The sequence below is a fragment of the Virgisporangium aurantiacum genome, assembly GCF_016863635.1.
Classification (GTDB): domain Bacteria; phylum Actinomycetota; class Actinomycetes; order Mycobacteriales; family Micromonosporaceae; genus Virgisporangium; species Virgisporangium aurantiacum.
The window spans coordinates 20,136-45,110 of sequence record NZ_BOPG01000030.1 but is presented as its reverse complement, the minus strand read 5'-3'; the positions used below and the strand labels follow the sequence as shown (position 1 = coordinate 45,110).

Here is a 24,975-nt window from a genome sequence, read left to right as displayed (position 1 = left end):
TGAGCGGGACGCCGGTTCGATTCCGTCAGGCCGTTCGATTCGGGTCCGGCTGGCCCGCACGTTGGCGATCAGGCCCGTACGGATCGGGGGGCAGGTGTTGCGAGGTGTGTCTCAGCACCCAGCGTTCGACCCGCGTGCGGTCCTCGATGGGTCTCCGTGACGGTGGTGGTGGCCCCGTCAGCGGCAGCGGCTGCCCGGTGCTTTCAATCGCCGCCCGTGCCTGACTGGCGAGGTCGCCGGCCGCTGCGAACCCGGATGCCGTGCCCACATGTTCGCCGTGGCGGTAGGCGTAGCGATACGGATACGCGACGACGGTCCAGGACCGCCCGCCCCAAGCCCGCAGTGCCAGCGCAACCGGTGTCGCCACCAGCGCGACGGCCCAGTTGAGCAGGTGCACCACCGCAAGTGGCAATGCGAGGATCAGCACGATCACAGCCAGCGGGAAGAGCACGTCGAACCAGCCGATCGACTCGACGATCCCGAGCAGGAACGACAGTGGGGCGGGCATCCTCGGCCGCCACGCGAGCCAGCGCCGCCCCGTCCGCCACTCGGCGCCGTTCGGCGCGCGAACCTTCATGAAGTCTCCCCGTCCATGGGGATCTATTGTCCTCGACGGCAATTTCACGGCGACGTCAGAACCATGTCACAGGATCAATGATCCGAACCGGTGCTGGTCACGCGCGGTTCTCGGCAAAGCCGTGAGTCGATCGGACTGTCGGTCATGTGCCGCAGGCCATGAAGGCGGCGAGGATGTAGTCGGCGTGACGGGCGGCGATCTGCACGTCGCGGAGGCCAACACCGGCGTCGAGCATGGCGGTCACGAACGTTTGCGGATCCCGGCGGTGGCGGCCAGGTGCCGACAACCGGGCAGTGGTGATCAGCGCCTCGAACTGCAGGTGGCCAAGCCCGTGGCTGGGTGATTCGGCCAGGACGGGTGGCCGGCGTACGGAGTCGGCGGGTGGGTGCGGCCCTGCGCCATTGCGTTGGAGAGCATCGGCTCGGCAGATGACTGCAGCGGCTGCCATCATCTCGATGTGGCCGGAAATCAGAACTACGTACGTGAGCAGATGCGTCTGTTGCTTGAAACCGCTGCTCGGACCAACGGCGACGACGATGCGACGGCTGTTGCCCGGCTGGAGAGCACTAGCCAACAGATCCTCGACTTGATGGTCGACGGCGAAGAGCTGACGATATTGCACGCTCCCGATCTCGCAGCCGTCTACGCATTCGCCGCATCGGTGCAGAAATCCACGCGCCAAGGTCATCCGGCTCAACACCCGCCGCGGCGCCCGCAAAGCCGTGACGAGTTCAGAGCAGGGGTAGCGGCACTACTTCCGACGTTCGAACAAGAGCGCATGCGTTTGCTCAGTGAGCTCGACTAACCCGACGCGATCGCGCGATGGGGATGGGCTGCCTCGGCTGAAGGGACGTCTCGGTCAGGGGCTGATCAGTCTCCAGTCGCCTTCGGAGATGACCTCGACAGTGCCATCGACCACCTTGATGGCGGTGTTGTCGTCGATCGCATAGGTCGGGACCGGGATTCCGGACGCCCATTTCTGGATGTTGGACAGCTCGGTGTCCTCCATGTCCGGATGATTGAGGTGGGGGTACAGCGTGAAGTCCACCAGCCCCAGCGCCCGGTCGGCGTCCTCCGCCATGTCGCTGCCGTCGGGGACGAATCCGAGGTCGAATTCGGCGTCGCAGTTGTACGGGGTGACCGCGATGCTCCCGGCGCTGACCCCCACGTAAACCGTGTCATTCAGCGATGGCAGGAGGTCAGCCAGGCCCGACTGGCGCAGCCAGTAGGTCAGGTACAGCACATCGCCACCCCAAACGAGGAGGGCATCGGCTTCCCGGACCGCCGGGACCCAGTTCTCTTCCCGAATGGTCGGCAGCGCGGTGAGCTCCAACATCCCCAGGGACTTCCAACCCAGCTGGCACAACGGGCTGGAAGCCTGGCCGTGAATCGCCGTCCACGCCATCGCACTCCCGCCGGGGAAGGGGTAGATGCCGGTGGGGATGAACAGGGCCGTGGACTCGGCGATCGGCTTGCCCAGCAGGTCGACGAGCGCGTCGGAGATGCTCGGATTACGGATGCCCGACGACGTGAGAAGGAACTTCATGAATCCGCTCTCCTGAAGCCACCGCATGACGGTAATCATGTTGCCCATCAGGGTCAGCGTCCCGGCTCACTAACCCGAGCGACACGTCGATGGATCATCCGCTGGCGGCCATCCAACCGTCAACTTCCTCCACCCGCACGACAACGCAGGGAGGCGGGCCGCAGAAACGGGGGCACGTCCCGGCCGCTGCCGGTGCGGGAACGAAAGATCCTGAAGCCCGGCGGGTCAGCGTTGGCCGGCCGGGCGTGGATTCATCGTCAATGGTGGGGTCACGACGGGTTCGAGCAGTTGGACCAGTTGGGCGCGTTGGTCCGGGGTTAGCCGTCCGGTTGCGGGCGACAGGGCTTGCCGGACCTTGTCCTGCAGTTGTTCGGCGAGTTCGAGGCCGGCCGGGGTCATGAACACGTCGATGACCCGGCCGTCTTCGGGGTTCCTGCCGCGGGCCAGTAGTCCGCGGCGTTCGGCGCGGTCGACGAGGCCGGACATCGTCGACTTGTCCAGGCCGAGGAACGCGGCCAGGTCGGTCATGCGGGCCCGGCGGTCGCGGAGGATGCCGAGTACCCGTAGCTGGGTGAGCGACAGGTCGTGCTCGGCACCGATGCTGGTGAGCACGCCCATCACCTGGAAGGCGCTGCGGACCAGGCCGTCGACGAGTCCGTCGGCGAGGGCGTCGGAAGTCATGGGGCCACTGTAGTTGACATGGTTTGTATTACCAATCATTATTGCGGTGATTGGTAATACAAACCATTTCCCGGAGGTCACCATGCACGCTGCCGTCATCGCCGCGCCCGACACCCCGCCGGTCTACCGCGAGCACCCCGAACCTGCCCAACGGCACGGCGACGCAACGGTCGCCGAGGTCCTCGCGGCCGGACTGCACCACCTGACCCGGTCCAGGGCCAACGGCACCCACTACTCCAGCGACGGCGTGTACCCCCGCGTCCCCGGCGTCGACGGCGTGGTGCGCGACGAGAACGGAACCCTCCGCTACGTGGTGCTCGACGACACCAACCTCGGCACGTTCGCCGACCGCACCCTGATCGACCCGCGCCGCAGCGTGACCCTGCCCGACGACGTCGACCCGGTACAGATCGCCGCCGCGATGAACCCGGCCATGTCGTCCTGGGTCGCGCTGCGCCGCCGCATCGCCTTCACCGCCGGGCAGCGGGTCCTCGTCCTCGGTGCCACCGGAAACGCCGGACGGATGGCGGTCCAGATCGCCAAGCTGTTCGGCGCCGCCCAGGTCATCGCCGCCGGCCGCGACACCACCCGACTGGCGGCGCTGACCACACTCGGCGCCGACGAGACGATCACCTTCGACCAGGTCGCCCGCGCCGCCGACGTCGACGTCGTCATCGACTACGTGTGGGGCGAACCCGCCGCCAATGCCATGATCCCGATGCTCACCGCCCGCACCGACCGCACCGCACCGCTGACCTGGATCCAGATCGGCTCCGTCGCCGGGCACACCGCCCCGATCCCCTCCGCCGCGTTGCGCTCCGCCCGGCTTCAGCTCGTTGGCAGCGGCATCGGCTCCGTCCCCGCCGGCGACTTCCTCGCCGAACTGCCCGCACTCGCCTCCGCGGTTCACAACAGCGCGATCGACGTACAGGCCCGGGCCGTACCCCTCACCCACGTCGAGCAGATGTGGAGCGCCGACGCCGACGAGCGCATCGTCTTCGTCCCCTGACCGCGTGCTTGCGCCTGGGGCGCGGCCCTACGATGGCCGGGTGGGCGTCCCGGGCGATCAAGCCGGTGTGCGGGTGATCCGCATTGCGGACTACGACCCGGTCTGGCCGGCCCGGTTCGTCGAGATCGGCGCCGCACTGCGAACGGCGCTCGGCGACGTGGCGCTGCGGGTGGACCACATCGGCTCCACATCGGTGCCAGGGCTCGCCGCCAAGCCCATCATCGACGTCCAGGTGTCGGTCGAACGTCTCGAGCCGGTTGCCCCGTTCCGCGATCCTCTCGTCGGCTTGGGCCTGGTCTACCGGGCCGAGAATCCCGAGCGCACGAAGCGCTACTTCCGGGAGGCGCCCGGTCAGCCGCGCACTCACATCCATGTCCGCCGCGCGGGCAGCTTCTCGGAACAGTTCGCTCTCCTGTTCCGCGACTTTCTGCGGGTCGATCTACGGGCGGCCGGCGACTACGTGGCACTCAAACGGACCTTGGCGCAGCGGTACCCCCACGACGGGCAGGCGTACACCGACGCGAAGGCACCGTTCTGCTGGGAGATCATCCAGCGGGCCGACACCTGGGCTCAGCGGACCGGGTGGGAGCCCGGTCCCAGCGACATCTGAACGCGGCGGGCGACGGCGTGGAGGATGTCGCGCCGGATCAGTCCGCTGAACGGACGGATGAGCCGCCAGTAGCGGCCGAAGGCGCGGCGGGCAGCCTCGTCGGTGGGCTGGCACAGCGTGAACGTGGACAGCCGGGTACGTCCGCCGGGCAGGTCGTGCAGCCGGAAGTCCATGCCGTACTTCAGCCAGGAACCGGTGACCGGTGCGGCCAGGTCGTCGAGTGTCGCCACCGCCGGGCCGAGTTCCGGACGCGGCTTCCACGGCCGGGCGATCCGGCCGCCGGCGATGTAGCGGCCGGGTTCGCGGTACAGCGGCACGACCGGACCGCCCTCCAGCAGGCCCCGGGTCGTGTCCGGCTTGGCCGGGCGCAGGCCGCGCAGGATGACCAGCGGGCGGGTGAGCCACAGGTCGGCCCAGGTCGTCGCGGACAGGGCCGCCCAGACGTCGGCGGCGGGGGCGTCGATGACGATGTCGTGGAACTCGGTGAACTCGGCGGCCGGCAGCGCGTCGGCGAGTGTGGAGACCATGCCGGTGAGGCTAGCAATTTTAGAATACGAGTTCTAGAACCTGTGATCTAGAATAACCGGATGCCCCGTCCCGCCGCCTTCACCACCGACGAGATCCTCGACGCGGCACTGGCCTGCGTGGCCCGCGACCGGCACGCGGCGACGATCGCCGACGTGGCGCGCGCCCTCGGCGGTCCGGTCGGCTCGATCTATCACCGGTTCCCGTCCCGCGACGTCGTCCTGGCCCGGCTGTGGCTGCGCAGCGTCGGCCGGTTCCAGGCCGGACTCTTCGACATCGCGGCACAGGGGGACGCCGACGGTGAGCCGCCGCTGGACATGCTGGTGCGGATGGCGGTGCACGTGCCGCGTTACTGCCGCCGCCACCCCGACGAGGCCGTCGCGCTGACGCTGTACCGGCAGGACCGGCTGCTCCGGGACTGCCACGACTCGGTGCGCCCCGACATCGCCGGCGTCAACTCCGGCATCGACGACCTGAGCCGCACGCTGACCCGCCGCTGCTTCGGCACCGCGACGAAAAGGCGCTCGACGCTGGTGGCCTGGGCGACCCGACTCGGCCCGTACGGGCTGGTCCGCCCGTACCTCGGCGGCGACGTACCAGCCCTCCTCGACGACGTCGTCGCCGCGTCCACCCGAGCGATCCTCGCCCTCGGCACACCAGCGGCGCCACCGACCACCTGAAGTCGCACCGATACTCTGTGTCATGGTGCGGATGAGACGACATCGTGCAAGAAATTGCGAACAGATGCACTACTCTTGCGGGCATGACTCGACGACTCGCTGAGGTGGCGAAGTACGCCGGCGTGAGCGAGGCGACGGTGAGTCGGGTACTCAATGGCAAACCCGGCATCTCCGACACGACGCGCACAGCGGTCCTCACCGCGCTGGATGTCCTGGGCTACGAGCGCCCGGCCAAGCTCCGCGGCGAGCGCGTCCGGCTGGTGGGCCTGGTGCTACCCGAGTTGCAGAACCCGATCTTCCCGGCGTTCGCCGAGGTGGTCGCCGGTGCGCTGGCCAAGCGGGGCTTCACGCCGGTGCTGTGCACGCGCACCGCCGACGGCGTGTCCGAGGCCGACTACGTCGAGATCCTGCTCGACCAGCACGTCTCCGGCATCATCTTCTGCGGCGGCCTCTACCACCAGGGCGCCGCCGACCACGAGCACTACCACCGGTTGCACGAGCGGGGCCTGCCCGCGGTGCTGGTCAACGCCGCGATCGACGACCTGGGCTTCCCGCGGGTCTCGGTCGACGACGGTCACGCGGTCGACCAGGCTTTCAACCACCTCACCTCGCTCGGGCACGAGCGCATCGGCCTGCTGCTGGGCCCGTCCGATCACGCTCCGTCCAACCGCAAGCTCACGGCCTTCGAAGCGTTCTCCGCCACGGTCAGGACCGACGACGTCGAGCGGGGGATCTTCTCGATGGAGGGCGGCCGGGCGGGCGCCATCCGGCTGATCCGGCAGGGGGTCACCGGGATCATCTGCGCCAGCGACGTGCTCGCGCTCGGTGCCATCCGGGCGGCCCGCTGGCTCGATCGCGAGGTCCCCGACGACATCTCGGTGGTCGGCTTCGACGACTCGGTCTTCATGAACTGCACCGATCCGCCGCTGACCACCGTCCGCCAGCCCATCCAGGCGATGGGGCAGGCGGCCGTCACGCTGCTGGTGAGCCAGGTGGCGGGCACGCACGTGCCGACCGAGGAGATGCTGTTCGAGCCGGAGCTGGTCGTCCGCGGCTCCACCGGCGCCCTGCGGACCGCGGCCACGAAAGCGGCCTGACCTCGGACGTAACCCCGGGCGCTCCAACTTCTCCGGAAGTTGGAGCGCCTTTTGCGTGCGGTCCGCCGCACATGTACCCGATGACCCGTGGGAGCGAGACCACTGCAATGTTTCGCCGACGGATCATTAAAATCTTGCAACGGACCATGGCCTTTTTTGAGCGCTGAGCCTAATCTCTTGCCTACGTCAGCCGAAACCGTGACGCTATGCGATGGAAACTGATCAGTAACGCGCCGGAAGCACGCAAATACCCCAGCATCCGACGCAAGACTTGCACACACCGCCGACTTCCTCCCGTCCGACCCACGCGGGCCGGATGTCTACCCACCCACCCAGGAGCGACGATGAAGTACTCACGTACCGCGGCGGCATTCGCCATCGCGGGTGCGCTGGCGCTCAGCAGCACGCTCGTCGCGTGCTCCTCGAGCGACAACGACAGCGGCGACTCAAGCTCGACGACACTCGACCCGAAGACCAAGGTCACGCTCAACGTGGTGGGTCTGCTCCCCGGCGCCAAGCCCGAGGCGCAGCAGGCACTCGCGCAGGAGGTGACGGACTTCCAGAACGAAAACCCGAACATCACGGTCAAGACGCACGACTACGAATGGAAGGCCACCACGTTCGCGGCCGACCTCGCGGGTGGCACGCTGCCGACGGTGTTCGAGATCCCCTTCACCGACGCGAAGACCCTGATCGCCAACGGGCAGATCGCTGACATGCAGGGCTACCTGAACCAGCTCTCGTACGCCTCGAACTTCAACAAGAACGTGCTGCAGTACGGCCAGGGCCAGGACGGTCACACCTACGCCATTCCCGCGAAGAACGTCTACGCCGTCGGCCTGCACTACAACCGCGACCTGTTCACCCAGGCGGGGCTCGACCCGAACAAGCCGCCGACCACCTGGGAAGAGGTCCGCACGGCCGCCAAGGCCATCGCCGACAAGACCGGCCAGGCCGGGTTCGCCCAGATGTCCAAGGACGGCACCGGCGGCTGGCAGCTGACCGTCGACACCTACGCCCGCGGTGGCCGGATGCTCGACGGCAAGAAGGCGACGCTCGACAACGCCCAGACCAAGGCCGCGCTGCAGTACCTGAAGGACCTGCGCTGGACCGACAACGCCATGGGTGCGAACTTCGACTACGACTGGTCGGGCATCAACCAGGCGTTCGCCGCCGGCAAGATCGGCATGTACACCTCGGGTCAGGATATCTACACGAGCCTGGTGCAGTCGAACAACATCAACCCGAAGTCGTACGGCCTGACGATGGTCCCGCTCACCGGTGGTGACTCCGGCGTCCTCGGCGGTGGCACCCTGGCGGCCCTGTCGAGCAAGGCCAGCAGCAACGAGAAGGCCGCGGCGGTCAAGTGGATCGACTACCACTACCTACGCAAGTACACCAACGAGGCCGCCGCGAAGAAGGCCGCGGAAATCCAGATCGCGAGCAAGCAGCCGGTGGGCACCCCCGAGCTGCCGATCTTCTCCCAGCAGCAGTACCAGCAGTACCAGGAGTGGATCAAGCCGCTCATCAACGTGCCGCTGGACCAGATGTCCACGTTCACCAGCAAGGTCTTCGACACCAAGCTCGTCAACGAGCCGGCATACGCCACCCAGGACGTCTACAAGGCGCTCGACACGGTGGTGCAGGCCGTCCTGACGGACAAGAACGCCAACATCGACCAGTTGCTCAAGGACGCCAACGTGAAGGCGCAGCGCGCCATCGACGCGGCCGGCTGACGCTCACCGCACGGTGTGGGCCACCGGGAGACCGGCGGCCCACACCGGAACGCCATACCCCGAATCAGGACGAGGAGTGATGTGTCGTGGCTGCTCCGGGCGCCCTGCGCAGGCGGCCCCGCCGGCGTGACCCGAGAACCTGGGTCCAGCGCGGCGGGCTGAGCTCGGTCGTGTTCGCGCTGCCGCTCCTGGTCATCTTCGGAGTCTTCTCGTGGTGGCCGATCGTGCGGTCGGCCGTCATGAGCTTCCAGAAGACCAACCTCGTCGGGGCACCGCAGTGGGTCGGCTGGAAGAACTTCGAGTACGTGCTCACCGATCCCGACCTGCCGACGGCGATCGGCAACACGCTCTACTTCGCGTTGCTCGCCCTCGTGATCGGCTACCCGATCCCGCTCGTGACAGCGGTGCTCATGAGTTCGGTCAGGCGGCGCAAGGGCCTGTACTCCGTGCTCGCCTACCTCCCGGTGGTGGTGCCGCCGGTCGTCGCGGTCCTGTTGTGGAAGTTCTTCTACGACGGCTCCGCGGACGGCGTGTTCAACACGATCCTGGGCTATGTCGGGCTCGGCCCGTACGGCTGGCTGTCGAGTCCGTCCCTGGCCATGCCGTCCCTTGTCATGGAGGCAACGTGGGCGGCGGCCGGCGGGACTGTGATCATCTACCTGGCCGCGCTCCTCAGCGTTCCGGACGAGCTCTACGACGCCGCCGAGGTCGACGGCGCGGGCGTGTGGCGCAGGGTGTGGCACGTGAGCATGCCGCAGCTGCGCGGCGTCCTGCTCATCACGTTCATCCTGCAGATCATCGGTACCGTCCAGGTTTTCCTGGAGCCCTACCTGTTCACCGGTGGCGGCCCGGCGAACGCCACGCTGACGATCCTTCTCATGATCTACGACTACGCGTTCGGTAGATCCCTGGGCGGGAACTACGGCGCGGCGACGGCGCTGTCCGTCATGCTCGCCGCGTTCCTGGCGGTCCTGTCGCTGGCGTACTTCAAGCTCACGTCCGGCTGGAGCAAGTCGTCGTGACCGGCCGACACGCCTCCGAGGGGAAGAGGACCACGATGACCGTCACCAATCCCACCGGGCAACGGCCGGACGCCGGGCCTGTCGCCGCGGGTGCGGCGGGGCAGTCGCCCGGATTCGGGGCTCCGGGCGGTGCGGCCAGGGTTGTGCGACCGGTTCGCAAGCGCGGGAAATCCCCGTTCGACAGCAGCCGCAGCTACGTATCCGAGAACGACTGGCGCAATCCCCGCGTCAGGATCGTCATGAAGGCGTTGCATGCACTCCTGCTGGTGATGCTCCTGGTCGTCGGCATCGGGCCGATGCTGCTGCTCGCGAAGTACGCGATCACTCCCACGCAGGACATCATCCGCACTCCCCTGGCGATCTTCCCGAACGGCGTGCGCTGGGAGAACATCTCCGAAGCGTGGAACGACGTCCAGATCAGCAAATACTTCCTCAACACGATCTGGCTCGCCGCCGGCTCGTGGTTCGTGCAGATGCTCGTCGCGACCACGGGCGGCTTCGTGCTGTCCGTCCTGCGGCCCGCCTGGGGCAAGGTCGTCTACAGCCTGGTGGTCGCGACCTTGTTCGTGCCCAGCGTCGTGCTCCTCGTGCCGCTGTACCTCACGATCCTCAACCCGCCGGTTGTCGGCACGTCGATGATCAACAGCTTCTGGGCCGTCTGGCTGCCGTCGGGCGCGAGCGCGTTCAACGTCGTGCTGATGACGCGGTTCTTCGACGGTCTCCCCCGTGAGGTGTTCGAGGCGGCCAAGGTCGACGGCGCCAGTTCGTTCCGGCTGTTCTGGTCGATCGTCCTGCCGATGTCCAAGCCGATCCTCGGCGTCGTGTCGGTGTTCGCGACGATCGCGAGTTGGAAGGACTTCCTGTGGCCGATGCTGGTACTCAAGGACACGGCCAAGCAGCCCCTGTCGGTGCGCCTGCCCGCGATCGCGTCGCAGACAGATCTCGGAGTGTTCCTCGCGGCCCTCGCGATCTCCACGCTCATCCCGATCGTGTTCTTCATCGCCTTCCAGCGCCTGTTCCTTTCCGGCGCCGGGCTGGGAGGAGCCGTCAAGGGCTGAGTGCTCCCGCAGTAGTTGGTGTGTAGGCAATCCGAGTGTGAGAAAGCAGGTTCCACGTGGCCGACCAACCCCACCAGGCTTGGTGGCGCAGCGCCGCTATCTACCAGGTCTACTTGCGCAGCTTCGCCGACGGCAACGGCGACGGTGTCGGGGATCTGGCGGGCCTGCGCTCGCGTCTGCCGTACCTGGCCGACCTGGGTGTCGACGCGGTCTGGATCGTGCCGTGGTACCCGTCACCGATGGCCGACGGTGGCTACGACGTCGCCGACTTCCGGGCGATCGACCCGGTGTTCGGCACGCTCGCGGAGGCGGAGAAGCTCATCGAGGAGGCGCATGACGCCGGCATCCGGGTGATCTGCGACATCGTCCCCAACCACTGCTCCGACCGGCACGCCTGGTTCCAACGGGCGCTCACGGCCGGACCGGGTGCGCCGGAGCGCGAGCGCTTCTGGTTCCGCAAGGGGCGCGGCGAGAACGGCGAGCTGCCACCGACCGACCTCCAGTCGATCTTCGGTGGGCCGGCGTGGACCCGGGTCCCCGACGGCGAGTGGTACCTGCACCTGTTCGCCCCCGAACAACCGGACTTCAACTGGGACCACCCCGCGGTCCGCGAGGAGTTCGAGGACATCCTGCGGTTCTGGCTGGACCGGGGCGTTGACGGCATCCGGATCGACTCCGCGGCCGTGCTGATCAAGGACCCGCTCGTCGACGACCGCTACGAGGACAACGACGGCATCCACGAGGTCTACCAGGCGTGGCGGCGCATCGCCGACACCTACCCGGAGCCGCGGGCCCTCATCGGCGAGGTGTGGCTGCCCGACCATGAGGCGTTCGCGCGGTACCTGCGCCCCGACGAACTGCACACCGCCTTCAACTTCGCCTTCCTGGGCTCGCCGTGGGACGCGGCCGCGCTGCGGGAGTGCATCGACATGACGCTCGAGGTCCACGCACCGGTCGCCGCGCCGGCGACATGGGTGCTCAGCAACCACGACGTGACCCGGCAGGTGACGAGGTTCGGGCGGGCCGCGACCAACTTCGCCTTCGCCGACAAGCGCCGCGACGTGCCGTCGGACCTGACCCTGGGCGCCCGTCGGGCCCGCGCCGCGACGCTGCTGACCCTCGCGCTGCCCGGCGGCGTCTACCTCTACCAGGGCGAGGAGCTGGGCCTCGAAGAGGTCGAGGACCTCCCCGACGAGCTGCGCGAAGACCCCATGTTCCACCGCTCCGGGGGGACCGACCCCGGCCGTGACGGCTGCCGGGTGCCGCTGCCCTGGTCAGGCTCGGTGGCGCCGTTCGGCTTCAGCCCCGACGACGCACCGGGCGAGCCATGGCTGCCGCAGCCGGCACACTGGGCCGCCCGGACGGTCGCCGTGCAGCAGAACGACGAGACGTCGTTCCTCCAGTTGTACCGTGCGGCGCTGCGGATCCGGCGGGCCGAGCCGTCCCTCGGTGACGGCCCGATGCGGTGGCTGGACTCGGCTCCCGGCGTGCTCGCGTTCGCCCGCGACGAGCATTTCGCCAACGTCACCAACCTGTCCGGCGACTCGGTGACCCTGCCCGCGCACCGCGAGGTCCTGCTCGCGAGCGTGCCGCTCGACGCGGACGGCACGCTACCGTCCGACGGTTCCGCCTGGATCCGCCTGGCGTAGCACCCCTCCGGACAGCGCCGGTTCATACAGGTCGATCGTGCAGTAGTCCCGGAAGCCGAGCCGGGCGTAGCCCGCGTGTCCCATCGTCGACGAGGTCAGGATTCCAATCCGGTAGCCGGCCTGCCGGGCGTCGACGAGTCCGGCCAGGGTGGTGGCGGCACCGATGCCACGTCCGCGCATGTGGGGGGCGGTCGACACGAAGTACACACCCGCGACGCCGGCTCCGAGGAACACCGTCGAGGTGCCGACCGGTTCGCCGTTCAGGCGTGCCAGGTAGTGCCACCAGGGTCCGTCATCGGCGTGGTAGCCCAGGACCCGGTAGGTCGCCGCCACCCACGTCGCCTCACGCTCGCCTTCGCCGAAACCCTGTGCGAGGGTCTGCGCCCAGGCGGCAAGACCGGCTTCGTCGCGTACCCGCTCGATGCGAAGACCACCCGGCACGGGCAGGTCGTCGTTCAGGGCGTGCAGGTCGGCGGCCATGCCTGGCTCGCTCCCGCCGAGGGTGAGCCCGGCGCGGAGCAGCCGCTCGGCAAGGTCCGTCGGTCGCATCGACGGGCCAACGTGCCACGTGCCGGGAACGCCGCGTTCCCGCATCCGCTGAATCGACGCCGCGATGACCTCGTCGACGTCGGTCGGCGCGAGAACGGCTTCAACCACGCAGTTGTGATAGTCGATCGGTGAGCCGCCGATCGTCCACCGCAGACCGGACTCCTCGCGCTGTTCGCCACCACCCGCCCGGCCCATCTCCATCAGCAGGTCGGCACCGTTGTTCTCGATGTCGCGCACCAGGGCGGCCGGCGCGAGGTCCCGATGAACGTCACTCACGGGGATCATCACCGCCGCGGCGATTGTTACGCGTCGCCCGTTGGCGTTTCGCCGGGCGCTGTCGGCCTCGCCGCACACCATTCACGAACACTCGAACGCGTCAACAGTGTCAGATACACCGCCGCCCAGATGCCCTGCGCGATGGCCGCCTGCAGACCCTGAGCGACCAGGTACACGCCCGCCAGAGCCAATCCGGCCCAGCACAGGACCACCGAGATCAGCCAGGCCCGCCGCGAGCCGATCTGCAACGCTCGCGCCAGAGCGACGTACAGCGCTCCGTACAGTGCCTGACCCCAGGCCGGCAGCACGCCGGTCACGGCTCCGACGGAGCCCATGTCGATCACCGCATATGCGATGACCAGCCCACCACCGATGTAGAGCAGGATGGCCAGCACCGTCACCAGCGGCGGCGGGGCGGCGGGACGTGCGGTCACCGCGGTATTGAACCAGAGCCGCCGCAGCTGAGCCAGACCCTGGATCAACGCCTGCCATCGGTCAGGTCGCGGCTGGCCCAGGTGGGCAATTCTTCTCTGGCCTGGAGCCAGGCGGTCGGGATGCCGGCGACGCCCGGGCGGTCACCGATTCCGGTGTATGCGGCGACGATGCCGCCGGCGATGGCGGCGGTGGTGTCGACGTCGCCGCCGGCCTCGACGCAGGCGGTGACGGCGGCCGGGTAGTCGTGCAGGTGCGTCGTGGCGATCCACAGCGCCAGCGGCACGGTGTCCTGTGCGGTGACGCGCGACCCGTTGCCCAGTTCGTAGGCCGCTTCGGCCACGCCGATACCGGCGCGCAGCAGTCGACGGGCCCGGCGGATGCCACGCTGAACCTGGCCGTCGATGAGGTACGGGCCAAGCCGATCGAGCATCTCGACCGCTGGTGGGCGGGTGCCGGCCAGGCGGGCCGCCGCGGCATGGGCGGCGCACACCGCGACCGCGACGGCGCCAAGGACGCCCTCCAGGTGGGCATGGGTGACCTCGGCCGACGCCAACGCCTGCCGGGCCGCCTCGCGTGGCTGATCGGCGTGATAGGCCCCGAGCGGGGCCACGCGCATGGCGGCACCGTTGCCGCACGATCCCTGCCCGCCGAAGGCCGACCCGGCGGCCTGCCGCCAGGGCAGACCGGCGCGGATCTCGTGCAGGATCACCACCGCGCCCGCACCGTAGCCGCGGTACGGCTCGCACCGATCGGCGAACTGCTCGGCCAACCGATCCTGATCGATGTCGCCGTGCTCGCGTAACTCGGCGACGATGGTGCAGGCCATCTCGGTGTCGTCGGTCCATTCCCACGGACCGGCGGGTGGATGACCGGCGGCCAACTCCGTCAGCGACCGGCCGACCATGAAGAACTGGGCGCCGAGCGCATCACCGACCGACAGGCCGTGCAGGCTGTCATAGCAGAGATCGAGCCGCGCAGGCTCGTACAAAACCGACCGCATCCTGCCACGATCATGCCCGACAAGCCTTACCACCACCAGTACCGTCGTGGAGGCTGGCCAGTGTTCTGTTGATCCATTCGGCCATCAGCGCCCGCTCCGCGTCGGTGAGCCCCGGCAATCCGGGCAGCGCGGTCGCGAAGGTGACCGCGACGGCGCCCGCGTCGTTCGCCCGGGCCACGGGTGCGCCGGTCAGGATGCTTGCGGCGATGGCGTCGAACATCTGCTCGGAGAAGTCGGGGTCGCGTTGCTCCGGTGGCATGCCGAGCAGCGTGCGCACCGTGCCGGAGCCGGCCGCGTGGATCATCGCGACGGCCCGCGATTCGTCGACGCGTAGCAGCCCGGCCGTGGCCAGCCGGTGCACCTTCGCGCGCAGCACCTCGATGCCGGCGGCGGTGGCCGGTGACTGCCCGGCCCGGTCCGGGCTGTTCATCAGCGCGTACAGCCAGGGGTTGGCCAGGCCGAATTCCACCTGCGCCCGCCAGCCCGCGCGCAGGTCGGCCACCGGGTCGGGATCGGGCCCGGTGGTCGACTTCGCGGCCACGTACATGGACATGACGTGTTCCGCGACGGCGTCGATCAGGCCGTCCTTGTCGCCGAACAGCCGGTAGATGGTGGGCGCCTGCACCCGCCCGGCCTGCGCGACGGCGCGCGTGGTCACCGCGCGGGCGCCCTGCTCCCGCAGGATCTGCGCGGCTGCGGCGATGATCCGCGAGCGGGTGTCGGCGCCTTCCGGCGAGGCCATGTAGCGATGATAACAGCCTGTTGTTATCGGCGGAGAATCAGCGCTAATGTGCATCCGTTAGCAACGGAAACAAGGAGTTCTCATGATCGTTGTCACCGGCGCCACCGGCAAGCTCGGCTCCCGGATCGTCGACCAGTTGCTGTCGCGGGTGCCCGCCTCGACCGTCGGAGTGAGCGTCACCGACGTGGCGAAGGCCGCACACCTCGAAGCGCGCGGCGTCCGGGTGCGGCGTGGCGACTTCACCGACCCCACCACGCTGGCGGACGCGTTCGAGGGCGCCGACCAGGTGCTGGTGGTCTCCGCCGCGATCGTCGGCGCAGACGGGGCGACGGCCAACATCGCCGCCGTCGACGCGGCCCGCGCGGCCGGAGCGGGCCGCATTCTCTACACCAGCCACCAGGGATCGTCAGCGAGTTCGCTGTTCCCGGCGATGATCACCCACGCCCGCACCGAGGAGCACCTGGCCGGCACCGGCGTCCCGTACCTCGCCCTGCGCAACGGCTTCTACTCGACCACCCTCGACCGCTACCTCGACGAGGCCCTGACAACCGGCAGACTCGTCGCGCCCGAGGACGGCCCCGTCTCGTGGACCGGCCACGACGACCTCGCCGCAGCGGCCGCCGCCCTGCTCACCGACGGCGAGCCGGGCATCACCCCGCCGCTGACCGCTCCCGACATGCTCGACTTCGCGGCGATCGCCGCCATCCTCAGCGAGATCACCGGCCGCGAGATCACCCGCGTGGTCGCCGGCGACGAGGAGTGGGTGGAGACGTTGGTCTCGCGCGGCGTGCCGAGGGGCTACGCCGAGTTCGGCCTCGGCGTCTTCCGGGCGTCACGCCGGGGCGAGTTCGCGGTCACCGATCCCACCCTCGAAAAGCTGATCGGACGCCCGGCCGAATCCGTCCGCGCCAAGCTGGCGGCGGCTGAGTGAGGGCACCACGGATGTCCGTCATGGGCGCATGCCTTCGCACTGGTCCGGTCACGCCATCCACACCACGATCGGCTCGTGGTCGGCCGCCGCGGCGCAGAACAGGGTCACGAGTTGCCGGTAGTTCTCCTCCAGGTACGGCAGCGCCCAGTCCTGACTCCAGATCCCCGGATAGACATCGGCTGCGGTCAGCTCCGCCCCGGCATAGTGCGCTGCGAGCGAGGCGAACGGGGTAGCCGCAAGGAATCGCGCCGCCTCGGCCACCTCGGCGGCGGCAAGCAGCCGGGGCGAGTCGTAGCCCCACTCGTCGTCGGTTATGGGTTCGCCACCGCCGATGACGTCCGCCGGCGGGTCCAGCTTGGCCAGCAACCACTGCAGACCCGCCCACGCCTTGTCGGTGTCGATACCGCGGGAGGACACGGCCTCGTCCTCGTCACCCATACGCAGATCACCGGCGTACTCGTACGCGTTGTCCGGGTCCTCGACGAGCAGCCGGCGAAGCTCAGCGAACTCGTGTGGTCGCAACCTCACGTACTCCATGATCATGCTCATGACCTGAAATTCTGCAGCACCCCGCCGGCGAGCACCTGCCGGATGCGGAACCGGGGATTCTCACATCAGCAGGTGACGAACACCGCGTCCGGAACCTCGTTCTTCACCAACGTGGAGTAGCCGCGTCGACGGGCGTCGGCGCAGAACTCGCCGCTGGCGGCCAGGGTCGCCGGGTTGGCGTACGCCGGGTTGCGCTCGACCCAGTCCACCGTGTACTCCGTCTGGAACACCGCCTTGCCGGCGTCGCCGAACGCGTTCAGGTCATCGCACTCCTCGTAGAAGAAGCACTCCTCGTTGAGGTTCCAGTCGAACGCGGCGGCCGTGTCGTCGTCGGTCACCTCGACGCCGTTCTTCATGCCGACCGACAGGCCGCGGGCGTGCGCCTGGGCGGCGACCTCGAGGTACCACGCCTTCTCGTCGGCGAGCGGGATCTGCGGGCCGGGGTTGTTGCCGTACGGGTTGTTCTGGTCGGGCTCGACGCCGTCGCATCCGATCGACTTCGCCAGGTCGAACCGGGCCCACAGGATCGGGGCGAACCGGCCCCACTGCGAGCGACGGATGTCGAGCCAGTACTCCTCGTCCCAGCCGGTGGTCCGCAGGATCACGTCGGTGGCCGGGTCACCGGACCGCCAGCCGGGAGTGCCGGGGAACAACGCGGCGTCGGGCTCGTAGCTCTCCCACGCGCCGGTGTCGAGGTAGCAGACCACGACCTTGCCGGCGGCATGCAGCCGGTCGACGATGCCGGCGTTCTCACCGGCGGGCCAGGTCACCGACCCGAACCCCGGGACGGGCACGACGGTGGTCGCCGGCACCGCGTCGGTCAGGTCGATGTCGTACATGGTCACGTCGAGGAAGGGCTCCCGGACCTGACCGACGATCTCCCATTGCCAGGTGGTGCCGGGCGTGGGCTGCCAGACGGCGGCGGCCCGCACGTCGCCGGCACCGGCCGGCACCGGACCGAGCAGCGTCGCCGTCGCCACCAGGGCGACCCCGGCGGCGAGAAGTTTCCGGGCATGGTGATGCGGACGCATTGATCCCCCGTGGTCTCGTGGCGCGCCGAAGGCACGCCAATTGATCAACGTATCCATGGAAGCATATCGACGCGTCGCGCCGCCCACCGATCAGTGGCCCGGGCTCGTCAGGAAGGTGCGGATGGCGGTCAGCCATGCGGCGGGGTTGTCGAAGTGGGCCATGTGCGCGGCGTCGGAAATGGGAGCCAGGACGCTGCCCGGAACCTCGGCGTGAAGCCGGTCGGCCAGGCTTCGGGGAAAGGTCATGTCGTGGACGCCGTGGGCGATGAGAACAGGTCCGCCCCAGCGGCGTAGCACCTCGGGCGGATCGTCGGGTGCGGCCGGTGGTAGGTCGCCGGCCAGGAACGGCGCGTTCCAGTCGCTGGAGAACCGGACCGCGTCGAGGACGCGGTCCCAGTCGCCGAGCCGGTCCAGCCGCCACACGTCTCGGGGAGCGCTCGCATGGGCCATCGCACGACTGAGCGCGCCGTCGGGTGCGTTCGGGCCGACCAGGGCGGGATCGTCGAACCGTACCGGTTCGCGCAGGTCACGGCGGCGGTGGTACTCCGGATCGGCGTCCAGTTCGGCCGACCAGCCGCCGCGGTACGCCGTGGTCGAGGCCAGGATCAGCCGTCGCACCCGGTCCGGATGTCGATCCACCGTGCGCATGGCGATCATCCCGCCGTAGGAGAAGCCGAGCACGTCGGCCCGCTCCGCACCCACGTGGTCGACGAGCCCGGCGACGTCATCGGCCAACAGGTGCGGCCGCAGGCCGTCGACCGCGAGAGTGCCCAGCGGCCGGACGCGGATGCTGCGTCCGCACCCGCGCAGGTCGAACATGACCACGTGGGCCACGTCGCTGAGCCGCTCGACCGCCGGCGTCAGATACGAGTGATCCCACGTCGGTCCCCCGTGTACCACGATCAGCGGTGGCAGCGCCGGATCACCGCGGCGGCGGACGAACAGGTCCACACCATTGACCCGCACCCGGTACCCGTCACCCACGCTGATTCCCTCCCAGGATCCCGACGACCCTACCCACCGGCGGCCCTACCCGGCGGCCGCGGTCGTCGCCGGGCCGGCGGAGGCTGGAAGTTCGTTCCCGGGTAGGGCTGGCCGGAGGACGGAAAGGGTGGCTGACCGCAGTGCGTCGTGGTGGCCGGGTGCGACAGGCTCGGAAACCATGAGGAACTTGGCCAGCCGCCGTGCCGTGCTCGGTGCCGCCGTCGGGGTCGCGGGAGCCGCCCTCGCGCCGTCGCCGGCCGCGCACGCCGCCGACGACGCAGTGGACACGGTGGACGCCGTGGCATCCCGGCTCGACCGCGACCTGATCAACCTGCGCCGTGACATCCACCAGCATCCCGAGACCGCGGGCCAGGAACGGCGGACCGCCGCGTTGGTGGCGCACCGGTTGCGCGCGGCCGGTCTGGCCGTCACCACGGGCGTCGGCGGGCACGGGGTGGTCGGGCTCCTCACCGGCGCCCGCCCGGGGCGAACGGTCGCCTACCGGGCCGACATGGACGCCGTGCCCCCGGAAGACCAGGTCGGTGGCGGTACGCTACCGGCGCACGTCTGCGGCCATGACGTACACACCACGGTCGGTGTGGGTGTCGCGCAGGTCCTGGCCCGGCTGCGGCACCGGCTCGCCGGCACGGTGATGTTCGTCTTCCAACCGGCCGAGGAGGACCTCAGCGGTGCCGCGGCGATGCTCGCCGACGGGATGTTCCGCCACGCCCGCCCGGTGGAGATCCATGCCCTGCACTGCGGGCCCGTGCCGGTCGGTCAGTTCGCCGTGATGCCGGGGTTCGGCCAGCCCGGCATCGACCGCGGCACCGCCACGCTCACCGGCGCCGACGCGCCATCGCACGCCCAACAGCTCGCCGCCGATATCCGCAGCCTCGGCACGGTGGCCCCACCCGCAAACCCCGCCGACATCGAACAGCTCCTGGTCGACCTCCAGATTCCGGGCGGGCCACTCGCCGAGTTCGTCTACGTCCAGCAGGCGACGGCTTCCGGCGCCGAAGTGCAGGTCTCCTACCGTTGTTGGCCGCAGGAGCGGTACGTCGCGGTCCGCGCCGACATCCGCCGGCTCGCGAGCTCGTACGGGGCAACGGTCGCATTCCCGGACGAGCCGTTCCCGGCCATGGTCTGCCCCGAGCGGGAAAGCCTCGAACTCCGGCGGTACCTCGGCGGCGACCGGACAGCCACCCTGCACGCCGCGTTCCCGTTCAAGGGCGAGGACTTCGCGCTGTTCCTCGACCGGCTTCCCGGCACCTACGCCATCCTCGGCGTCCGCGCGCCGGGTGCCGGCATCGAAACCAGCCTCCCGCACCTCGGCACGTTCACGCCCGACGAGCGCGCCATCGGTCACGGCGTCCGCGCGATGGCCGGATGGCTCGCCCGGCGCACCCGCTGACGCGAACGGCCGTGCCTCGGCGCGTGTCGAGCGTCACCGGAGACGCAACCGATCAGTTGCGATAAGCTCTATAGCAACCCAATGGTTGCTATAGGGAGACTGGCATGGCAATCCTCGATTCGTCCCGACGGTTCAGCGGCAGACAGCGGTTGATCCTGTTCGTCCTGCTCGGCGCGGGATTCATGCTGTCCGTCGATTTCTCGATCCTGAACGTCGCCCTGCCGGAGGTCGGTGCGGGCGTCGGCCTGGACGCCGCCGGGCTGCCCTGGATCACCTCTGCGTACGCGTTGCCCGCGGCCGGTTTCACGCTCCTGTTCGGCCGGCTGGCCGACCTGTTCGGCCGGCGCAGGCTGTTCCTCAGCGCGATGGTCCTGTTGGCCGCGGCATCCCTGCTCGGCGGCCTGGCCACCAACCCGCAGATGCTCCTGGCGGCTCGCGCCCTCCAGGGCATCGCCACCGCGATGACGATCCCCGCGGCGATGTCGATGCTCACCACCACCTTCGCCGAAGGCCCCACCCGCGACCGGGTCCTCGGCCTCAACGGCGCGATCCTCTCCGGTGGCTTCACCGTCGGGGCACTCGTCGGCGGCACCCTCGTCAGCCTGCTGAGCTGGCGGGCCGCGTTCTTCATCAACGTCCCGGTGGCGGCGCTGATCCTGCTGCTCGCGCCGTTCCTCATCAGCGAGAGCAGGACGCCCGACCGGGTCAAGCTGGACCTGCCCGGCGCGGTGACCGTCACCGGTGGGCTGCTGGCCCTCGTCTACGGGGTCATCGAAACGAACGTCGCCGCGGCCGTCGTCGGTGTGTTGCTTCTGGCCACGTTCTGGGTGATCGAGCTGCGGACGGCGATGCCCCTCGCTCCCGTGCGCATCCTCAAGCGGCCCACCGTGAAGTGGGGCAACTACGCCGGGCTCGTCATCTTCACGATGGAGCCCGCGATGATCTTCCTGATGACGCTCTACCTCCAGCAGATCCTGGGCTTCTCCGCGCTGGCCACCGGTCTGATCTTCGGCGTGCCGGGGCTGGCGGCCGTCGCCGCCGGTGTCATCGCCGGCCGCCTGCTCGGCCGATTCGGCAACCGCAAGGTCCTGACCGTCGGCATGTCGGTGCAGGGCCTGGCGACTATTCCGCTGATGTTCCTCGGCGCCGATCGGCTGGCACTCACGATCCTGATCCCGGCGTTGTTCATCGGGTTCTTCGGGCACGTGGCATCGATCGTGGCATACACCGTGACCGGCACCTCGGGCCTACCGGACGAGGAGCAGGGCCTTGCCACCGGCTTGACGGCGATGACCCAGCAGGTGGCCATCACCATCGGCATCCCGATCCTGAGCGCGATCGCCGCGACGCAAAGCGCCGAGCTGACCGGAATCCACCTCGCCCTCGGTGTCAACGTCGCCGTGACGCTCGCCAGCGTGGTACTCGTCTGGCTCGGGCTGCGACCGGCAGGAACCTGGCCCGGTCGTACGACTGAGGCTACGCAGCGATCGGGCGCCGAGGCACGTGGTGGCTCAGGACGAGCGGGCGGCTTTGCGGAAGTCGCGGTTGAGGTCCGCGATTGCCGATAGCGGGATTCCTTTGGGGCACACAGCGGTGCATTCGCCGGTGTTGGTGCAGCCGCCGAATCCTTCGGCGTCGTGGGCTTTGATCATGGTGAGGACGCGGGTGGACCGTTCGGGCTGGCCCTGGGGCAGGTGACCGAGGTGGGAGATCTTCGCGGCGGTGAACAGCATGGCGGAGCCGTTCGGGCAGGCCGCAACGCAGGCTCCGCAGCCGATGCAGGCGGCCGATTCGAACGCGGTGTCGGCGTCGGCTTTCGGTACCGGGGTGGCGTGGGCGTCGGGGGCGGAGCCGGTCGGTGCGGAGATGAAGCCGCCGGCCTGGATGATGCGGTCGAACGCGCCGCGGTCGACGACGAGGTCCTTGACGACGGGGAAGGCCCGGGCCCGCCAGGGTTCGACGTCGATGGTGTCGCCGTCGTTGAACTGCCGGAGGTGGAGTTGGCAGGCGGTGGTGGCCTTCTGCGGGCCGTGGGCCACGCCGTTGATGACCATGCCGCAGGCGCCGCAGATTCCTTCGCGGCAGTCGTGGTCGAAGGCGATCGGTTCCTCGCCGTCGAGGATCAGCCGCTCGTTGACCGTGTCGAGCAGTTCCAGGAACGACATGTCGGGCGTGGCGTCGGGGACCCGGTAGGACACCATGCGGCCTTTGTCGTGGGGGCCTTTCTGACGCCAGACGCGCAGGGTCAGGTTCACTTGTAGCTCCGCTGGGTCGGGTGGACGTGGTCGAAGGTGAGGGCCTCGCGGTGCAGCACCGGGTCGCCGGAGTCGGCGAACTCCCACGCGGCGACGTAGCTGAAGCGGTCGTCGTCGCGTTGGGCCTCGCCGTCGTCGGTTGGGCTTTCGGCGCGGAAGTGGCCGCCGCACGACTCGGTGCGGTGCAGGGCGTCGATGCACATCAGTTCGGCGAGCTCGAGGAAGTCGGCGACGCGGCCGGCCTTCTCCAGGCTCTGGTTGAGGTCGTCGGCCGAGCCGGGAACCCTGACCCGGGCCCAGAATTCCTCGCGCAGGGCGCGGATCTGCTCGATCGCCTTGCGCAGGCCGGCGTCGGTGCGTTCCATTCCGCAGTGGTCCCACATGATGTGGCCGAGCCGGCGGTGGAACGAGTCGACGGTCCGGTCACCGTCGACGGCGAGCAGGGCGGCCAGCCGGTCGGTGACCGCCGACCGGGCTTCGTCCACCGTGGACGGTGCCACCGCCGGGAAGGGGCCGTCGGCGAGGTAGTCGCCGATCGTGTTCGGTAGCACGAAGTAGCCGTCGGCGAGGCCCTGCATGAGCGCGGACGCGCCGAGCCGGTTGGCGCCGTGGTCGGAGAAGTTGGCCTCGCCGATGACGAACAGGCCGGGGACGGTGGACTGAAGGTCGTAGTCGACCCACAGGCCGCCCATCGTGTAGTGCACGGCGGGGTAGATCCGCATGGGGACCGTGTACGGGTCCTCGCCGGTGATCCGCTCGTACATCTCGAACAGGTTGCCGTACCTGGCCGCGACGGCCGTCCGGCCCAGCCGGTCGATCGCGGCGGCGAAGTCGAGGTAGACGCCGAGCCCGCCGGGGCCGACACCGCGGCCCTCGTCGCAGACGTGCTTGGCCGCGCGTGAGGCGATGTCGCGGGGCACCAGATTGCCGAATGCGGGATACATCCGTTCGAGGTAGTAGTCCCGTTCGTGGTCGAGGATGTCGCGGGCGTCGCGACCATCGTCGGGTTTTTTCGGGACCCAGACCCGTCCGTCGTTGCGGAGCGACTCGCTCATCAGCGTCAGCTTCGACTGGTGCGACCCGGAGACCGGGATGCACGTCGGGTGGATCTGCGTGAAGCAGGGGTTGGCGAACAACGCGCCCTTGCGGTGGGCCCGCCAGGTCGCGGTCACGTTGCAGCCCTTGGCGTTCGTCGACAGGTAGAACACGTTGCCGTAGCCGCCGGTGGCGAGGACGACGGCGTCGGCGATCTCGGTGGTGACCTCGCCGGTCACCAGGTCCCGCACGACGATGCCGCGGGCGCGGCCGTCGTCGACGATCAGGTCGAGCATCTCGTGACGGCTGTGCACCTCGACCGTGCCGGCCGCGACCTGCCGCTCCAACGCCTGGTACGCGCCGAGGAGCAGTTGCTGACCCGTCTGGCCGCGGGCGTAGAACGTGCGCGACACCTGAGCCCCGCCGAAGGACCGGGTGTCGAGCAGCCCGCCGTACTCCCGGGCGAACGGCACACCCTGGGCCACGCACTGGTCGATGATCTCGACCGAGATCTCGGCGAGCCGGTGCACGTTGGACTCCCGGGAGCGGAAGTCGCCGCCCTTGACGGTGTCGTGGAACAGCCGGTGTACCGAGTCGCCGTCGTTGCGGTAGTTCTTGGCGGCGTTGATGCCGCCCTGTGCCGCGATGGAGTGCGCGCGGCGCGGACTGTCCTGGTAGCAGTAGGACTTGACGCGGTAGCCGAGCTCGCCGAGGGTCGCCGCCGCGGATCCGCCGGCCAGGCCGGTGCCGACGACGATGACGGTGAGCCTGCGCCGGTTGGCCGGGTTGACCAGCCGCGCGGTGAACCGCCGCTGCTCCCACCGGTCGGCGATCGGCCCGTCGGGGGTGGTGGTGTCGGCGATCGGGTCGCCTTCGACGTACATGTTCATGTCACCAATCCGGTGAGGACCGCGAACGGCACGGACAGGAAGCCGGCGCACAACAGGACCGAGACGGTGCCGGCGATGCCGCGGGCGCTGCGCCGTCCGCCGAGCGTGCGGACGGCGCTGGCGATGCCGTGGGCCAGATGGGAACCGACCGCGACGACCGCCAGCGTGTACAGCAGCGTCACCGGCCACCGCTGCGGCGCGAAGTCGGCGACGACGTTCGCGTACGGCCGGGACGGGTCACCGATCGGGTTCAGCGTGCCGGTGGTCAGGTCCAGAACGTGGTAGACCACGAACAGGCCGACGATCACACCACCCCAGCGCATGGTGCGCGCCGCGTAGCTGCCCTGCACCGGCTGCCGGTGGGCGTACCGCACCGGCCGCGCCTTCCGCGCCCGCACGGTCAGCACGCCGGCCGACCAGATGTGCCCGCCGATCGCGACGAGGAGGCCGGCGCGCTGGATCCACAGGAACGCGGAGGCGGGCAGCACGGGCACGCCGATGGTCCGCAGCCAGTGGGCGTAGTGGTCGAACGAGGACGCCCCGAAGAAGATCTTGAGATTGCCGACCATGTGTGCGACCAGGAACAGCACGAGCAGGACGCCGGTCACCGCCATGATGATCTTCAAGCCGACCGAGCTGCGCAGGGGCGCGGCGCGGTCGGCGAGCGTCGGGAGGGCCATTCCTGCGACGGTAGGAA

26 protein-coding genes are annotated in these 24,975 nt (G+C 69.3%); 11 read left to right on the top strand and 15 right to left on the bottom strand.

What is annotated here, in order from left to right; translation table 11 throughout:
- Positions 1 to 25 precede the first annotated feature (25 nt).
- From Vau01_RS23765 to Vau01_RS23750, 4 genes are all read right to left on the bottom strand, one after another.
- Positions 26 to 625, bottom strand: coding sequence for a hypothetical protein (locus Vau01_RS23765; protein ID WP_203996457.1), 600 nt, complete (start codon positions 623 to 625; stop codon positions 26 to 28).
- Positions 626 to 719: 94 nt separating this feature from the next.
- A complete protein-coding gene (locus tag Vau01_RS23760) occupies positions 720 to 1,265 on the bottom strand; it encodes a hypothetical protein (RefSeq protein ID WP_203996456.1) in 546 nt (181 codons plus the stop codon).
- Positions 1,266 to 1,436: 171 nt separating this feature from the next.
- Positions 1,437 to 2,123, bottom strand: a complete 687-nt coding sequence (locus Vau01_RS23755) for a Type 1 glutamine amidotransferase-like domain-containing protein (RefSeq protein WP_203996584.1) — start codon at positions 2,121 to 2,123, stop codon at positions 1,437 to 1,439.
- 225 nt (positions 2,124 to 2,348) lie between these two features.
- Positions 2,349 to 2,804 (bottom strand): MarR family winged helix-turn-helix transcriptional regulator, encoded by a 456-nt coding sequence (locus Vau01_RS23750; RefSeq protein WP_203996454.1) that lies wholly within the window; start codon positions 2,802 to 2,804, stop codon positions 2,349 to 2,351.
- A gap of 82 nt (positions 2,805 to 2,886) precedes the next feature.
- Here Vau01_RS23750 and Vau01_RS23745 point away from each other — a divergent pair, with 82 nt between their 5' ends.
- Positions 2,887 to 3,813: a quinone oxidoreductase family protein gene (locus Vau01_RS23745; protein ID WP_203996453.1), complete on the top strand. Its 927-nt coding sequence runs from the start codon at positions 2,887 to 2,889 to the stop codon at positions 3,811 to 3,813.
- Between the two features lie 73 nt (positions 3,814 to 3,886).
- Positions 3,887 to 4,423 carry a GrpB family protein gene (locus Vau01_RS23740; RefSeq protein WP_239151802.1) on the top strand — a complete coding sequence of 179 codons (537 nt, stop codon included), beginning with the start codon at positions 3,887 to 3,889 and terminating at the stop codon, positions 4,421 to 4,423.
- On the opposite strand, the gene Vau01_RS23735 is transcribed toward Vau01_RS23740, so the two are convergent.
- Complete coding sequence (locus tag Vau01_RS23735) at positions 4,384 to 4,950, bottom strand: hypothetical protein (protein WP_203996451.1); 567 nt, start codon at positions 4,948 to 4,950, stop codon at positions 4,384 to 4,386. The two genes, Vau01_RS23740 and Vau01_RS23735, sit on opposite strands and share 40 nt — an antisense overlap.
- A 60-nt stretch (positions 4,951 to 5,010) precedes the next feature.
- Between Vau01_RS23735 and Vau01_RS23730 the strand changes: the two genes are divergently transcribed.
- From Vau01_RS23730 to Vau01_RS23705, 6 genes are all read left to right on the top strand, one after another.
- Positions 5,011 to 5,628, top strand: a complete 618-nt coding sequence (locus tag Vau01_RS23730) for a TetR/AcrR family transcriptional regulator (protein WP_203996449.1) — start codon at positions 5,011 to 5,013, stop codon at positions 5,626 to 5,628.
- A gap of 83 nt (positions 5,629 to 5,711) precedes the next feature.
- Complete coding sequence (locus Vau01_RS23725) at positions 5,712 to 6,725, top strand: LacI family DNA-binding transcriptional regulator (RefSeq protein ID WP_203996447.1); 1,014 nt, start codon at positions 5,712 to 5,714, stop codon at positions 6,723 to 6,725.
- A 344-nt stretch (positions 6,726 to 7,069) separates the two neighbouring features.
- A complete protein-coding gene (locus tag Vau01_RS23720) occupies positions 7,070 to 8,461 on the top strand; it encodes an ABC transporter substrate-binding protein (protein ID WP_203996445.1) in 1,392 nt (463 codons plus the stop codon).
- A gap of 86 nt (positions 8,462 to 8,547) precedes the next feature.
- Entirely contained in the window at positions 8,548 to 9,483 is a 936-nt protein-coding gene (locus Vau01_RS23715) for a carbohydrate ABC transporter permease (protein ID WP_203996443.1), read from the top strand.
- A 239-nt stretch (positions 9,484 to 9,722) separates the two neighbouring features.
- Positions 9,723 to 10,541: a carbohydrate ABC transporter permease gene (locus tag Vau01_RS23710; RefSeq protein ID WP_203996441.1), complete on the top strand. Its 819-nt coding sequence runs from the start codon at positions 9,723 to 9,725 to the stop codon at positions 10,539 to 10,541.
- 56 nt (positions 10,542 to 10,597) lie between these two features.
- Entirely contained in the window at positions 10,598 to 12,190 is a 1,593-nt protein-coding gene (locus Vau01_RS23705; RefSeq protein ID WP_203996439.1) for a glycoside hydrolase family 13 protein, read from the top strand.
- Here Vau01_RS23705 and Vau01_RS23700 read toward each other — a convergent pair.
- The 4 genes from Vau01_RS23700 to Vau01_RS23685 are packed head-to-tail and all read right to left on the bottom strand — an operon-like array spanning position 12,152 to position 15,192.
- Positions 12,152 to 13,015, bottom strand: a complete 864-nt coding sequence (locus Vau01_RS23700) for a GNAT family N-acetyltransferase (RefSeq protein WP_203996438.1) — start codon at positions 13,013 to 13,015, stop codon at positions 12,152 to 12,154. The genes Vau01_RS23705 and Vau01_RS23700 overlap by 39 nt on opposite strands.
- A 26-nt stretch (positions 13,016 to 13,041) precedes the next feature.
- The gene (locus Vau01_RS23695; RefSeq protein ID WP_203996436.1) at positions 13,042 to 13,497 is read right to left on the bottom strand and encodes a hypothetical protein; all 456 of its coding nucleotides are present in this window, start codon (positions 13,495 to 13,497) and stop codon (positions 13,042 to 13,044) included.
- Entirely contained in the window at positions 13,494 to 14,450 is a 957-nt protein-coding gene (locus Vau01_RS23690) for an ADP-ribosylglycohydrolase family protein (RefSeq protein WP_203996434.1), read from the bottom strand. The genes Vau01_RS23695 and Vau01_RS23690 overlap by 4 nt, the downstream gene beginning before the upstream one ends.
- A 10-nt stretch (positions 14,451 to 14,460) precedes the next feature.
- Entirely contained in the window at positions 14,461 to 15,192 is a 732-nt protein-coding gene (locus tag Vau01_RS23685) for a TetR/AcrR family transcriptional regulator (RefSeq protein ID WP_203996433.1), read from the bottom strand.
- Positions 15,193 to 15,274: 82 nt separating this feature from the next.
- On the opposite strand from Vau01_RS23685, the gene Vau01_RS23680 reads away from it, so the two are divergent.
- Entirely contained in the window at positions 15,275 to 16,123 is an 849-nt protein-coding gene (locus Vau01_RS23680; protein WP_203996432.1) for an NAD(P)H-binding protein, read from the top strand.
- A gap of 48 nt (positions 16,124 to 16,171) precedes the next feature.
- On the opposite strand, the gene Vau01_RS23675 is transcribed toward Vau01_RS23680, so the two are convergent.
- From Vau01_RS23675 to Vau01_RS23665, 3 genes are all read right to left on the bottom strand, one after another.
- Positions 16,172 to 16,672, bottom strand: coding sequence for a DUF1877 family protein (locus Vau01_RS23675; protein WP_203996431.1), 501 nt, complete (start codon positions 16,670 to 16,672; stop codon positions 16,172 to 16,174).
- Between the two features lie 65 nt (positions 16,673 to 16,737).
- Positions 16,738 to 17,703 carry an endo alpha-1,4 polygalactosaminidase gene (locus tag Vau01_RS23670; protein ID WP_203996430.1) on the bottom strand — a complete coding sequence of 322 codons (966 nt, stop codon included), beginning with the start codon at positions 17,701 to 17,703 and terminating at the stop codon, positions 16,738 to 16,740.
- 90 nt (positions 17,704 to 17,793) lie between these two features.
- Positions 17,794 to 18,687 carry an alpha/beta fold hydrolase gene (locus tag Vau01_RS23665; protein ID WP_203996429.1) on the bottom strand — a complete coding sequence of 298 codons (894 nt, stop codon included), beginning with the start codon at positions 18,685 to 18,687 and terminating at the stop codon, positions 17,794 to 17,796.
- A 178-nt stretch (positions 18,688 to 18,865) separates the two neighbouring features.
- On the opposite strand from Vau01_RS23665, the gene Vau01_RS23660 reads away from it, so the two are divergent.
- Both Vau01_RS23660 and Vau01_RS23655 read left to right on the top strand, forming a co-directional pair.
- The gene (locus tag Vau01_RS23660) at positions 18,866 to 20,098 is read left to right on the top strand and encodes a M20 metallopeptidase family protein (protein ID WP_203996428.1); all 1,233 of its coding nucleotides are present in this window, start codon (positions 18,866 to 18,868) and stop codon (positions 20,096 to 20,098) included.
- Positions 20,099 to 20,202: 104 nt separating this feature from the next.
- The gene (locus Vau01_RS23655; RefSeq protein WP_203996427.1) at positions 20,203 to 21,666 is read left to right on the top strand and encodes an MFS transporter; all 1,464 of its coding nucleotides are present in this window, start codon (positions 20,203 to 20,205) and stop codon (positions 21,664 to 21,666) included.
- Here the strand turns inward: Vau01_RS23655 and Vau01_RS23650 are convergent.
- The 3 genes from Vau01_RS23650 to Vau01_RS23640 are packed head-to-tail and all read right to left on the bottom strand — an operon-like array spanning position 21,610 to position 24,958.
- On the bottom strand, positions 21,610 to 22,353 hold the full coding sequence (locus tag Vau01_RS23650) for a succinate dehydrogenase/fumarate reductase iron-sulfur subunit (RefSeq protein WP_203996426.1): 744 nt from the start codon (positions 22,351 to 22,353) through the stop codon (positions 21,610 to 21,612). The two genes, Vau01_RS23655 and Vau01_RS23650, sit on opposite strands and share 57 nt — an antisense overlap.
- Complete coding sequence (locus Vau01_RS23645) at positions 22,350 to 24,278, bottom strand: fumarate reductase/succinate dehydrogenase flavoprotein subunit (RefSeq protein WP_203996424.1); 1,929 nt, start codon at positions 24,276 to 24,278, stop codon at positions 22,350 to 22,352. The genes Vau01_RS23650 and Vau01_RS23645 overlap by 4 nt, the downstream gene beginning before the upstream one ends.
- Positions 24,275 to 24,958 carry a succinate dehydrogenase cytochrome b subunit gene (locus Vau01_RS23640; protein WP_203996422.1) on the bottom strand — a complete coding sequence of 228 codons (684 nt, stop codon included), beginning with the start codon at positions 24,956 to 24,958 and terminating at the stop codon, positions 24,275 to 24,277. Before Vau01_RS23640 ends, Vau01_RS23645 begins: the two co-directional genes overlap by 4 nt.
- Between the last annotated feature and the right edge of the window lie 17 nt (positions 24,959 to 24,975).

Coding starts and splice junctions, on each gene's coding strand:
- Vau01_RS23760 (WP_203996456.1), bottom strand. CDS start 1,265: ATGACCTTGGCGCGTGGATTTCTGCACCGATGCGGCGAATGCGTAGAC.
- Vau01_RS23755 (WP_203996584.1), bottom strand. CDS start 2,123: ATGAAGTTCCTTCTCACGTCGTCGGGCATCCGTAATCCGAGCATCTCC.
- Vau01_RS23750 (WP_203996454.1), bottom strand. CDS start 2,804: ATGACTTCCGACGCCCTCGCCGACGGACTCGTCGACGGCCTGGTCCGC.
- Vau01_RS23745 (WP_203996453.1), top strand. CDS start 2,887: ATGCACGCTGCCGTCATCGCCGCGCCCGACACCCCGCCGGTCTACCGC.
- Vau01_RS23735 (WP_203996451.1), bottom strand. CDS start 4,950: ATGGTCTCCACACTCGCCGACGCGCTGCCGGCCGCCGAGTTCACCGAG.
- Vau01_RS23730 (WP_203996449.1), top strand. CDS start 5,011: ATGCCCCGTCCCGCCGCCTTCACCACCGACGAGATCCTCGACGCGGCA.
- Vau01_RS23725 (WP_203996447.1), top strand. CDS start 5,712: ATGACTCGACGACTCGCTGAGGTGGCGAAGTACGCCGGCGTGAGCGAG.
- Vau01_RS23720 (WP_203996445.1), top strand. CDS start 7,070: ATGAAGTACTCACGTACCGCGGCGGCATTCGCCATCGCGGGTGCGCTG.
- Vau01_RS23710 (WP_203996441.1), top strand. CDS start 9,723: ATGAAGGCGTTGCATGCACTCCTGCTGGTGATGCTCCTGGTCGTCGGC.
- Vau01_RS23690 (WP_203996434.1), bottom strand. CDS start 14,450: ATGCGGTCGGTTTTGTACGAGCCTGCGCGGCTCGATCTCTGCTATGAC.
- Vau01_RS23685 (WP_203996433.1), bottom strand. CDS start 15,192: ATGGCCTCGCCGGAAGGCGCCGACACCCGCTCGCGGATCATCGCCGCA.
- Vau01_RS23680 (WP_203996432.1), top strand. CDS start 15,275: ATGATCGTTGTCACCGGCGCCACCGGCAAGCTCGGCTCCCGGATCGTC.
- Vau01_RS23675 (WP_203996431.1), bottom strand. CDS start 16,672: ATGAGCATGATCATGGAGTACGTGAGGTTGCGACCACACGAGTTCGCT.
- Vau01_RS23670 (WP_203996430.1), bottom strand. CDS start 17,703: ATGCGTCCGCATCACCATGCCCGGAAACTTCTCGCCGCCGGGGTCGCC.
- Vau01_RS23660 (WP_203996428.1), top strand. CDS start 18,866: ATGAGGAACTTGGCCAGCCGCCGTGCCGTGCTCGGTGCCGCCGTCGGG.
- Vau01_RS23655 (WP_203996427.1), top strand. CDS start 20,203: ATGGCAATCCTCGATTCGTCCCGACGGTTCAGCGGCAGACAGCGGTTG.
- Vau01_RS23645 (WP_203996424.1), bottom strand. CDS start 24,278: ATGAACATGTACGTCGAAGGCGACCCGATCGCCGACACCACCACCCCC.
- Vau01_RS23640 (WP_203996422.1), bottom strand. CDS start 24,958: ATGGCCCTCCCGACGCTCGCCGACCGCGCCGCGCCCCTGCGCAGCTCG.